This is a genomic window from Microbacterium sp. (assembly GCF_049661145.1).
In the GTDB taxonomy this organism is placed as follows: domain Bacteria; phylum Actinomycetota; class Actinomycetes; order Actinomycetales; family Microbacteriaceae; genus Microbacterium.
Genome location: NZ_JBASZT010000291.1, coordinates 1 through 10,514, shown reverse-complemented (window position 1 = coordinate 10,514; position 10,514 = coordinate 1). Strand labels below are relative to the sequence as shown.

The following is a 10,514-nucleotide window of genomic DNA, read 5'->3' as shown; positions in this document are numbered from 1 at the left end:
GGGCTTGTCAAGTTTTCTGTGTAAGCGGTTTGGTTTAGTGGTTGAAGTAGTAGTCGATGTCGTTGATCTGGGCGCGGATCTCGCCGGTGAGGGAGTCGAAGTCGCCGAGGTAGATGTCGTGCCGGTTGATGGTCGCGGTGATGTCGTCGATCGCGTCGCCTTGGGCGTCGGTGAGGATGGTCTCGAGCACGCGGAGCGAGTCGAGTGCGTCGCGGAGTAGCTCGAAACCGGAGGGGCCGTGGTAGCCGGTGAGGTTCATGTCGGTGTCCTTTCAGAGGTAGGGGTGGATGCGGTCGGGGTAGGCCAGGGCGAGTTGTTCGAGGGCTTTCTTCCAGTTCGTGGTCACGGCACCCTCGACCAGTCGTGGTTCGGCTCGTCGCTGGTCGGCGGGTTTGCCGCGTTCTTTGGCGCGGTCTCTGGCGCGTTTGTCTTCGATGTCGCAGATCGCGAGCCAGAGGAGCTTGACCGCGGCGGCGTCGTTCGGGAAGTGGCCGCGGGACTTGGTGACTTTCCGGAGCTGGTAGTTCAGCGACTCGATCGCGTTGGTCGTGTAGATCACCCGGCGCAGCTCGGGTGGGAACGCGAGGAACGGGGTGAACCGGTCCCACGCGTCCTGGAACGTCTTGACCGCTGACCGGTAGCGGCGCCCGAGGTCGGAGTCGGCGAACTCGGTGAGCGCCTCGAGGGCGGTGTCTTCGTTGATGGCCTGGTAGATCGGTTTCAAAGCGGCGGCGACGGCTTTGCGGTCTTTGTAGTTCACGAACCGCATCGCCGCGCGGATCAGGTGGACCACGCAGGTCTGCACGGTCGCTTCCGGCCAGGTCGCCGCGACCGCTTCGGGGAACCCGGTCAACCCGTCGGTGCAGACGATCAGCACGTCACGGACGCCCCGGTTGGCCAGTTCCGCGCACACGGCGGCCCAGAACTTCGCGCCCTCGACAGCTTGCACCCAGATCCCCAGGACGTGCTTGATACCGTCCATATCGACGCCGACAGCGATATGCGCGGCCTTGTTGCGGACGTGCCCGCCATCGCGGACTTTCACGATGATCGCGTCGAGGTAGATCACCGGGTAAAGCGGCTCGAGTGGTCGTGTCTGCCAGGCGAGGACCTCGTCAGCGACCTGATCGGTGATGTTCGAGATCGCATCGTGGCTCAGCTCGGTCCCGATCGTGGAGGCGAGGTGATGCTGGATATCGCGGATCGTCATCCCGCCCGCGTAGAGCGAGATGATCATCCCATCCAGGCCGTCCAGCCGGCGCTGCCCTTTCGGGACCGGCATTGGCGTGAACGTCCCGTTACGGTCCCGCGGGACAGCGAGTTCGATGTCACCGACCTCGGTCGAGACGGTCTTCGGTGTCGTGCCGTTGCGGGAGTTCGGATACAACGACGCTTCCGCGTCGCCCCGCTCGTAACCGACATGCTCGGTCAGCTCGGTGTCCAACCCGCGCTCCAAAGCGGCCTTGAGCATGCCCCCGAGTAGCCCGTACTCGCCCGTGAGCGCCTCGCCCGCGTCGATCTTCGCGAAGATCTCGTCCATCGCGCCCGACGCCTTCAACGAGTCAGCAAGCTCCTTCTGACGCCGACGACGCTCCTCGCGCTCCGGACTGACTGCCATGGTCTCCATGATGTTCTCCTTCGAGGTGATAAGCACCCCTTACACAGACCATCTGACACCCCCTGAACGGCAGAGCTGCTCGAGTTGCCCGCGCAGCGGTGGGAGCCGGTGACCTGGCGCAAAGCGAAGCAATCAATGTCGCGTCCAGATCGATCACCACCGGCCGATCCGGCGTGACTGCCGCATCCGGGGCATGCTGCCCCGCCAGTGCCCACGCGACCGCCCGCGCCGCAGCACGCGCGGCGCTGATCGCAGCGACCACTTTGTCCGCGTCCTCGGCGAGAGCCGTGATCAGCCGGGACACGGTCGGATCCGACGCGACCCGTCCGTAGACCCCCGGCTCGGCTCGCACCGTCGCCAGATCCGACATGGCGTCCCCGCCCAGAGCCAACGCGACCGCGAGATCACCGACGATCTTGCCCGGATCATGCACCGCGAACGGCTTCCGCCACGGCCTCAACGCACCAGACAGTGCTCGGTCCAGGCCCGTCGCAAGGATCGTCTCGGTCAGCAGCACCCCGCCCGCGTGCTCGATCGCCGCAACATCGGTGATGTCAGCATGAACACGCGGATACACCCCGGTAGTCTTCACCTTGAAGGTGCTCCTCTCGCTGCGCGAACAGTTCCCTAGACAAGAACCATTCTCCCAGGTCAGGAGCACCTTCCACACTCACGGCACCGCCACGAGACCACTCAACGATGAAAGCCCGAGGTTAGCGGATCACGACCACGACTCGGGATAACCGAATCCTCGGGGTAGTCACGTGGACGATACGCGTGCGTGGGGACCGCAGCCGTGCCGTATTGCTCGAGGAACTCCGCATAGACCGGGTTGACGTCCCGGACCCGCTCGGAACGGCTGGGGACTCGCCAGGAGGTTTGGCGACGCGCCCAGAAGCAATACCGTAGGCGCCACCTTTGGATCGCTCCGCGACAGACCCGACGCGGACAACAAGCTCAACGACACCGTGACTGAAACAGTGAAACCCACGGTCGACGGAGACGCCGACCGCTTTGCATGTCCCGCCCGAACACCTACTTGAGGAGCCCCCATGACCGAAGAGTCCTCGGCACCGAGCCGCCGTACCGTCATCAAGGCCGCCGCGTGGGCTGCGCCAGTGGTCGCAGTTGCGGCAACCGCGCCGCTCGCTGCCGCGAGCGTCGACAGCCTCCAGCCTGCTGGATCACTGTCGTTCGGTTACAACCAGGGCGCTGGAACGGTCACCGTCTCCGGCGCGTCGTACTCCGTGACGGCAATCGGCACGAGCGGAGGCACTGCGAAGTCTACGGGCGCCCTCTCTGTTGCGGTCCGAGTCCCAGCCGTGTACCCCACCTTCTCCGTCGACCAAGGTGACGTACTGGATAACGGCTGGATCGTTTCGTCCATCGCTGGGCCCGACGGGCAAGGCCGCAAGACCGTAACCCTTCAGTATCCGGCGGGTATCACGACCTCGGTGCCCGGAACATACGCTGTTCCATCGTTCACCATTCCAGTCGTCTTCTCTGGTGCACCGTCGGGAACTGTCCCGGCAGCGGAGAGCTTCCGAATCGTCACAAGCTGGGAGAACCTGCCTACCGCAGGTCAGACCGGGCTCTGGCCGAACGAGGACGAGGTCTGAGGCCGCTACCAACCAGACCGCGGATGCGGGGCCACGCCCGACGATCATTTCGTTTGGCAGGGCCCCGCATCCGTATGCTAGCCCTGGGATGACAGAGCACAACCATGTCGCGCGCCCTGAACACCCTAACCGAGGAGGGCCAGCGGTCAGCCTACAACGCAGGCGCACGACCGCTCGATCGTCACACTCCGAATGTCGTTCGTTTCATATGGCATTCACTCCACGCGAAGCACCCCGGTTGCGGTCAGATCGCTCAGCGCCTTGCGCACTAACGGCTCGGGCTCGGCTCGACCGGGCTCAGGAAGCCCATACGCCTCGACGGCGGCCTGCACGAACTCGTGCACGGTCGCACCGGCTGCAGACCGCCACAGCACTGGAGCGATGCCCGTGAGCACACGCACCACTCCGATGTGGCCGCCGTCGTCAAGCCCGCGCTGCAAGACGACGATCACGTCACGGCCAACTTCTTCTATTGCGTCCACCGTGTCTGCCCGAACGTACCGCACCATGCCCGGATCTGCAGCCGTTGATGCCGAAAACGATGCCAGCGCCCGAGTGACGACGTCGATCGGATCGTTGCGCCGCGCAAGCAACTCGGCCACCACGCCCGGCAACATCGCCGCCTCACGGTATGTAATGCGCGTGAGACCGCCAGTCTCCCCGACACGCGCCGCCATGAACTGCAATGGTGCATCCATCGCCACGAGCGACGAACTCTGCGGGACGAGATCCTCGATCGCGTCCACGAGCGAGACAGGCTGCACTTCTGGTTCTTCCGGTCCGTCCTCGCGACGATCGAGTAGCACGATCCCGCCAAGAGTCAATGGCGCCTCTGGCAGACGGCGCAGCCCCAACGACGAGGGCGCACGCTGCACCTTGGGCTTGCCCCCGGGCTGCTCGATGATCGACAGCGGCTTACGGTAGGCGCGCACCGTGCCGTCGGCCATGATGCCGATGGTCTCGTCGGAGACATAGCTGAACTCGCGCCCCAGAGCGATCGAAGCGGTCGTCTTGCCCCGGCCCGACGGGCCGACGAACACGAGCACTCGCCCGTCCGCATCGGCGACGCCGGCGGCGTGCAGCATCCACATCGTGCCTCGGTGCGCGGTGATGCCGGCGAGCGTCACGAGTTGGGAGAGCTGCTCCAGCGCGCGAGGCCCGTCGAGCCGCGGATCGGGAGCCACTGTCGTTTCCGGCGAGACGCCCACGGGCGCCAGCGCGTCGGCCCACGCATCATGCGCCCGTCGCCTGGTAACCGGGTCCAGACCACTGAGGTCGATGCCGATCGCGGCACCGAGCATATCAACGGTGAGGGTGTGCGACATGGGTTCGAGCCTACCGGGAGCGCGCACCCGCGCCTCTCCACGGGTGCACCGGCGTGCTACGGCACGACTTCTCCCGTTGACTCTGGTGCGGGTGTCTGCTCGGGCGGGTCAGGCTGCACCGGCTCCGTCTCCACGGGGTCGCTCGACTCGCTCGGCGTGCTGGGCTCAGGCGTCGGGGTGACCGGAGTCGTCGACGGCGGTCGTGTCTGGTTCAATCGCTGATTCCGGCGCGCCTCTTCGAGTGCGAGATCTTTGGCGTGCTGGTCGGCTCGCATCGTGTCGACGGTCGGAGGGAACGCCGTGATCTCCGGCGCCGCCGACCGGCCCGCCGCCAGCGCAGCCGTGATGGCATCGGCGGCCGCGCTAACGGCTTGCTGCAGCGCCTCATCGGCATCGGGCGCCTCCTCGATTTCCGTCGCGGCCGCTGCCGTGACGGCGTCGCCGAACGGAACCAACGCCGCGCGGAGGGTCGCCGTGAGATCGCCAACGTCGGCGAATGCGTCCGTAAGTCGATCTGCGTCGTCAGTCACGTCGCCGGCTTGCCGTCGCATTCGATCGATTCCCTCAGCAATGGCGGATGACGAAGTCTCATCGACCTTGACGTCGTCGTCCGCGGCCGTCGAAGCCGCTGGCAGAGTGGTGAGCCCGGTGCGGTACGCCGATACGGCGGCGACCGCGGCGGCGCGCGCGCCCTCATCGACGTACCCTGTGACCGTTGCGAGCGCGGCATCCACTTCATCTGCTTCGGTGATCCCGGCGGACACGGCAGCCTGCAGCCGCTCGCCGGCCACATCGAGGCTTCGCTGCGCGTCGGCGAGTTCTGCCCGCTGGCTCGCCAACTGCTCCTGCGCGGCGGTGAGTTCGGCGCGCGATCTCAAGGTACCGACGACGAGGACAACCGCGACGACAACAACAACCACGACCGCCGCCGCCCCCACGATGATCCCGCGGCGCATCCACGGCGAGCGCGGTCGCGGTGTCCGCGGGGCCGGCACGGGTGGGGGCAAGGTCGGTTCAGAGGGTTCCCCTGTCGCGTATCCACCCGATACTCCGGTGGCGGAAACGACCGCCACGGGGCGAGTGAACACCTCCGCGATCGATTCGGCATCCAGCCGTTGTGCGGGGGCGATCGGGCCACCGTCGGAAACGGGTCCGAACAGTGCCGCGATGTCGCGCCGCATCGCTTCGCGATCGTCCCCGACTGAAGGCCTGTTCGTGCCGGTGGTGCTCTCGGAAAACAGATCCCCTTGCGATTCCATCGAGTCCCCCGGCCGTCGAACACGCGATTGGGCGCGCTCCCGGACGGAACCGCCGTCTCCAGGCTACCGGCGGTCACGGCGACCATTTCCACCGAAGCCATGTGGACGTCTCGCCTGACGTCAAGATGTCCGGGAAGGTTTCGTGCGTGCCTCCTATGAGCGCACGTACGAGGCTAAAGAGCGAAGACCCGCCGAGTGCCCGGTCAGCGCACCGACGACGGTGACGGATGCCCAGCGGCGCGCATCGCGCGCGCGAGACTGGAGCCGTTGCTGAAGCCGGAGTAGGTAGCGATCTGATCGACACTCAACGCGTCGTAGTCCGGATTTCGCAGCAACGCGAGCGCGTGCTCCACACGCGCTCGCCGCACCTCGACGCCGATCGTCGTCGCCCGATCGTGGAAGACCCGCTCCAACTGTCGCAGCGACAGGTTCAGATGGCGGGCGATCGATGCGGCGGACAACTCTGGGTCAGCGCACTGTGCCGCGATGATCATCAGCGCGCGAGCGAAGGCGTCGGGGGTCCGGGGAACCCCGGCAAGGCGATCGACCTTAACCGCAAGCGCCAGCACCATCTCCTGCAGCAGACGTTCGAGATAGTAGCGACCAACGCCCGACAGCTCTGCAGCATCTATCCCGCGCGCCTGCGCGATGAACGCGCGCACCGGCGGGAGCAGCCCTGAGTCCCGGCGAACGACCTGTACGCCTTCCAGCTCATAGCCGTTGCTCCCGGGGAAAAGGTCAGAGGGAACCGACACGGTGATCAACCGACAATCCTCCGAGGTGCGCAGGGTCAGCCCGGCGCCGCGCGTGAAGAAAGCACTCCCCACGCTCAGTTGATCGCGGGCATCGGCAACCGAACCCTGGGTCAGATTGCCTCCGGCGACGATATGCAAGTGCACGTAGCCCTCGCGGAGCACGTCCAGGGCCCGCGCCGACGGCATCCATTCGATGATGCTCGTCTCCCCCAGCCGCATCTCGGGCGCGCGGCGAGAGCCTCTCGGCGACGACTCGTCCCGAACCTCACTCACGCGTCCTCCCTCCCGAGATTCCAGCGCATCCATCATGACGGATGCCGTGAAAGTCGCGCGATTCACCCCCCCGCTCACCCAGGAACGACGTGCTGCAACGCCCTCCGGTCAGACTAGGCCGCGGCGGATGCCCTCGGCGACGGCTGCGCTGCCGCTCGATACCTTCAACTTGCGGTAGAGCGACTGCTGGTGCGTCTTCACCGTGTTCACGGAGAGGAAGAGGGCAGCCGCCACTTCTTCGCGCGACCTGCCGGCGGCGAGACCGCGCAGCACGTCCAGCTCGCGCGCCGTCAGCAGTCCTCCGTCCAGCAGACCCACCACGCTGGGGCCCACAGGCACATCGTCGAGGCGGGGCCATCCCACCACGTTGTCGGCGGCGAACTGGGCGAGCTCGACCGACAACCCTCTGAGGAACGAGATCGTGTGGGTATCGAGCAGCGGCGCGAGCAGGTGCAGCGCCACCGCTGCCTCGTCCCGCTCGTTCGCGACAAAGTGAGCCGCGGCGATCACCGTGAGCCGCATCGACTCGACCTGCTCGAACCCACGCGTGTCGACGGAGACGGCCCGCGACAGCTGAAGCGCGCGTTGCGTCGCTCCGGTGAACACCGCGTGCAACGCCGACAGCAACCGAGTGGCGATAAGCGTCGGATCGGCGCGGTCGAGTTGCGCTCTCGCCGCCGCCGTGTCTCCGGTCATGAGATCGTCCCATGCATAGGCGATGGCGAAGACACTGCCCGGCAGTCCCGACGCCACCCCTGGGGGTGGCGCGATGCCGCTCGCCTCCAACGTCTCGATGCGCTCGCGCCCGCGCGCCCGCAACCCGGTGGCGACCGTGAGCCGGTGCAGCACGCTCACGTAGTACGGCCACTGCTCCCCGACGTACTGCAGGGGCAATGCCAGCACGCGCTCCACGGCGGCGCGATGGTCCTCGGGCGGTGCGAGCAGCGCGTCGACGAGCACGGCCTCCGCGTCAAGCAGGTGTTCCACCCAGCTGCCGGTGCGTTCCACCTCCCGCGCGTGCTGCAGTCGTGCGCGCGCGTCTGCGCGGTCGCCGTAGAGTCCCATCAGCAGCGCGCTGCGCACGTACGCCTCTCTGATGAAGAAGGCCAGCGCGGGTTCACGGGGCGCGTTCAGCAGCACCCTGTCGTACAGCGCCATGGCCTCCCGCACGAATCCGGCCAGCGCTGCCGCCAGCGCGGCCTGCAGCAGCACCATCGCATCGAGTCCCCCGGAGGTGTCGCGATAGAGCCTGGAACGAGGTGGCGAGGCGATCAACGGAGCGAGGATCTCGTAGGCGCGCACCGGGTCGCCGGCGACCCTGGCCTGTGTGGCCTGCAGAAAGACGTACGCCGTGCGCAGCTGTTCGTCAGCGACCAGCGCGGCCGCCCACGCGGGGTCGGAAGCGATCCTGCCCTCCAGCGGCTCACCTGACGCCATCGTCATGAGAAACGCCGCGACGCTGTTGGCCGGCAACACCCCCGGTCGAAGCGAGTCGACCACGTCATGGACGTCGGCGGGAGTCATGCCGAACCAGATCTCGATCGGATGCGCCGCGATCAGGCGCCCGACCTCGACATCGTCTCCCCGGCCGACCGCGGCGCGCACCGCGGCGACGACATCACCTCTACCTATGCGAGTCATCGCGAGCCCGTCCGCCACGTATCGACAGAAGAGTACCCATGGCCTTCTAGCCTACGCGACGGGAGCCATCGGGAACCAGCCGCCCGCGGCGGCTCGCACGGTGGAGTGAACCGAAATCGATACGCGCGGATGGGAAGTTTCTCATCGCGAAACACTTGCGACGGACGTACACTTGTTCGCAACAACCTCCTCATCCGGGAGCTCGACATGGACAGTGTTGTCTGGTTCGCCACCGCCGCCATCGCGTGGGCCGTGAGTGCATTCCTGCTCGCCACTCTGACGGGCAGAGCCATCGGATTGCGTGATCGCGACGGCGTCTCCTCGGTCGACGAGGTCTCCGCGGACGCACTGGCCGCTCCGCCCTCCGAAGCGCCACAGCCACCTCTGTCGATCGTCACGGGCGTGGCGGGGACGGTGGGCGCGGGCCACGCCTCGCTCCGCCCATAGGAGGCGCCCGCAGGTCTGGCGCTGTCGTTAACGATGCGTTACGTTCTGGAACAAGTGCGGACGCGCCGAGGCCGCGTCTTGTATACCGGTGTCAGGTCCGTCGTGTTCAGACGCCGACCACCCCCCCGGTTGCGCGTGTCTCCGCCCAGACGCGTGGCGGGCGCTGCGGACTCAGGCCCCCCTCCAGCCCGGCCGCCCGTCCCCCGCGTTTGCGGCTATGGCTGAGGGGGGTCGCCCGAGTCCGCCGCCCGCCGCTCAGCCCGCGGCAGCCGCGCAGCCCGGCACGTCGATCGTCACCGGCGTGGCGCGGACCATCGGGGTGTGCCACGCCTCGATGGGTCCGTAGGCCGCTCCCGCGGTTCCGGTGAAGGTGACCGACACCTCGCGCACGGTGGCGGGATCGTTCACGACGTTGATCCTCACGGCGGGCCGGCCCAGATGCTCGACCGGCGTCGCGGCCACGGCCGCGCCGTCGACCGACGCCGAGGCGAAGCTCGCTCCCACCGGGCCGTAGACGACGAGGTCGGTGCTGATCGTCCCCTTGGGGAAGAACCGCGCCGGCGAGATGTATCGCGCCAGACCCGCGACGTCACCCGGCTGCAGCGCGGAGGTGAGTGTCGTGGACACGGTGAAGGTCGGCGCCGTCGCGGCATCCACCGTGCACACGTCGGAGGTGACCGTCAGCGCCGTGTCGAGGTAGTAGTCGAGCTTGCCCTCGGTGATGTCGTCGACGTACGAGCCGACCATCGTGACCTCGCCGTTGTCGGCCGGCAGCTTTCCCGACAGGCGGCTGCCGGCGACCGCATCGATCTCGGCCGGAACGGTCGGCACATAGAGAATGCGTCCCTCGTCCGCCGCGCGGACGACCTGATCGACGAGAGCGCGCGGATGCTGCACGCCGGTGAGAGCGTCGAAGACCGCCGCGGCCGCCGTCGCGAAGTAGGCGTCCTGCACCTCGGGGTCGGGGTAACGGAAGTACAGATCGTTCAACAGGGTCGACACGACGTTCTCGCTCGTGAGCACATCGCCGTTGGGCAGGGTCACCGGGCCCGTCGCCACCATCAGATAGCTGAGCGCGACGGGATCGATCGAGACTGTTCCGTCGATCGGGGTACCGAAGCTCTCGGCCCAGAAGGCCCCCATGACGCGCGCCGACTCGGTGAAATCCGGCGTCGTGGTGACGTCCTGCATATAGCGGCCGACCTTGTCGCCGTACAGTGCGACCGTCTGCGGGTCGAGTTCGGTGATCGGCGTCGCGCGCCCGTTGTCGAAGTCGGCGCTCGACGCCTGCTGGGCGATCGAGATCGCCCCGTCGTCGACGTGGATCATGATCAAGGATGCCGGGTTGCCCCCCGTCCCGCGCGACTCGGCGTTGTTCTGCGCCAGCACGAGGTAGTTGCGGGGCGCGTCCGCTCCGAGCAGCCCCGGCAGCAGCGCCAGCGTGTCGCGGGCGGGGCCCATGACCGGCTGCAGTTGGGCGATGACGCCGTCGAGCTCGTCGAGTCCGGCCGTGACCTGGCCGATCAGCCCGACGCGGTCGATGCCGGCGAGGGTCTCCGCGGCGGCATCCACCGCGG

General features: G+C 67.3%; 10 protein-coding genes. 2 read left to right on the top strand and 8 right to left on the bottom strand.

What is annotated here, in order from left to right; translation table 11 throughout:
* Positions 1-34: 34 nt before the first annotated feature.
* The 3 genes from WBP48_RS12395 to WBP48_RS12385 are packed head-to-tail and all read right to left on the bottom strand — an operon-like array spanning position 35 to position 2,195.
* Positions 35-259 (bottom strand): hypothetical protein, encoded by a 225-nt coding sequence (locus WBP48_RS12395; protein WP_424440863.1) that lies wholly within the window; start codon positions 257-259, stop codon positions 35-37.
* Positions 260-271: 12 nt separating this feature from the next.
* The gene (locus WBP48_RS12390; RefSeq protein ID WP_424440865.1) at positions 272-1,618 is read right to left on the bottom strand and encodes an IS256 family transposase; all 1,347 of its coding nucleotides are present in this window, start codon (positions 1,616-1,618) and stop codon (positions 272-274) included.
* A complete protein-coding gene (locus WBP48_RS12385; protein WP_424440861.1) occupies positions 1,563-2,195 on the bottom strand; it encodes a transposase in 633 nt (210 codons plus the stop codon). Before WBP48_RS12385 ends, WBP48_RS12390 begins: the two co-directional genes overlap by 56 nt.
* Positions 2,196-2,670: 475 nt before the next feature.
* Here WBP48_RS12385 and WBP48_RS12380 point away from each other — a divergent pair, with 475 nt between their 5' ends.
* Positions 2,671-3,237 (top strand): hypothetical protein, encoded by a 567-nt coding sequence (locus tag WBP48_RS12380; RefSeq protein WP_424440859.1) that lies wholly within the window; start codon positions 2,671-2,673, stop codon positions 3,235-3,237.
* 215 nt (positions 3,238-3,452) lie between these two features.
* On the opposite strand, the gene WBP48_RS12375 is transcribed toward WBP48_RS12380, so the two are convergent.
* The 4 genes from WBP48_RS12375 to WBP48_RS12360 all read right to left on the bottom strand — a co-directional run bounded on the left by WBP48_RS12375 (position 3,453) and on the right by WBP48_RS12360 (position 8,490).
* Positions 3,453-4,562, bottom strand: a complete 1,110-nt coding sequence (locus WBP48_RS12375; RefSeq protein WP_424440857.1) for a hypothetical protein — start codon at positions 4,560-4,562, stop codon at positions 3,453-3,455.
* Between the two features lie 56 nt (positions 4,563-4,618).
* A complete protein-coding gene (locus WBP48_RS12370; protein WP_424440855.1) occupies positions 4,619-5,743 on the bottom strand; it encodes a hypothetical protein in 1,125 nt (374 codons plus the stop codon).
* A gap of 281 nt (positions 5,744-6,024) precedes the next feature.
* Positions 6,025-6,885: a helix-turn-helix domain-containing protein gene (locus WBP48_RS12365; RefSeq protein WP_424440853.1), complete on the bottom strand. Its 861-nt coding sequence runs from the start codon at positions 6,883-6,885 to the stop codon at positions 6,025-6,027.
* A 72-nt stretch (positions 6,886-6,957) separates the two neighbouring features.
* Entirely contained in the window at positions 6,958-8,490 is a 1,533-nt protein-coding gene (locus tag WBP48_RS12360; RefSeq protein ID WP_424440851.1) for a response regulator transcription factor, read from the bottom strand.
* A 207-nt stretch (positions 8,491-8,697) separates the two neighbouring features.
* Between WBP48_RS12360 and WBP48_RS12355 the strand changes: the two genes are divergently transcribed.
* A complete protein-coding gene (locus WBP48_RS12355) occupies positions 8,698-8,937 on the top strand; it encodes a hypothetical protein (RefSeq protein WP_424440849.1) in 240 nt (79 codons plus the stop codon).
* A 255-nt stretch (positions 8,938-9,192) separates the two neighbouring features.
* Here WBP48_RS12355 and WBP48_RS12350 read toward each other — a convergent pair.
* Positions 9,193-10,514, bottom strand: a 1,322-nt coding sequence (locus WBP48_RS12350; protein WP_424440847.1) for a DUF4012 domain-containing protein, incomplete at its 5' end; no start/stop codon positions are given.

What these genes read in the sequence shown, in the direction of transcription:
- WBP48_RS12360 (WP_424440851.1), bottom strand. Translation starts at nt 8,490, where the DNA reads ATGACTCGCATAGGTAGAGGTGATGTCGTCGCCGCGGTGCGCGCCGCG.
- WBP48_RS12375 (WP_424440857.1), bottom strand. Translation starts at nt 4,562, where the DNA reads ATGTCGCACACCCTCACCGTTGATATGCTCGGTGCCGCGATCGGCATC.
- WBP48_RS12380 (WP_424440859.1), top strand. Translation starts at nt 2,671, where the DNA reads ATGACCGAAGAGTCCTCGGCACCGAGCCGCCGTACCGTCATCAAGGCC.
- WBP48_RS12390 (WP_424440865.1), bottom strand. Translation starts at nt 1,618, where the DNA reads ATGGCAGTCAGTCCGGAGCGCGAGGAGCGTCGTCGGCGTCAGAAGGAG.
- WBP48_RS12355 (WP_424440849.1), top strand. Translation starts at nt 8,698, where the DNA reads ATGGACAGTGTTGTCTGGTTCGCCACCGCCGCCATCGCGTGGGCCGTG.
- WBP48_RS12365 (WP_424440853.1), bottom strand. Translation starts at nt 6,885, where the DNA reads ATGATGGATGCGCTGGAATCTCGGGAGGGAGGACGCGTGAGTGAGGTT.
- WBP48_RS12370 (WP_424440855.1), bottom strand. Translation starts at nt 5,743, where the DNA reads ATGCGGCGCGACATCGCGGCACTGTTCGGACCCGTTTCCGACGGTGGC.
- WBP48_RS12395 (WP_424440863.1), bottom strand. Translation starts at nt 259, where the DNA reads ATGAACCTCACCGGCTACCACGGCCCCTCCGGTTTCGAGCTACTCCGC.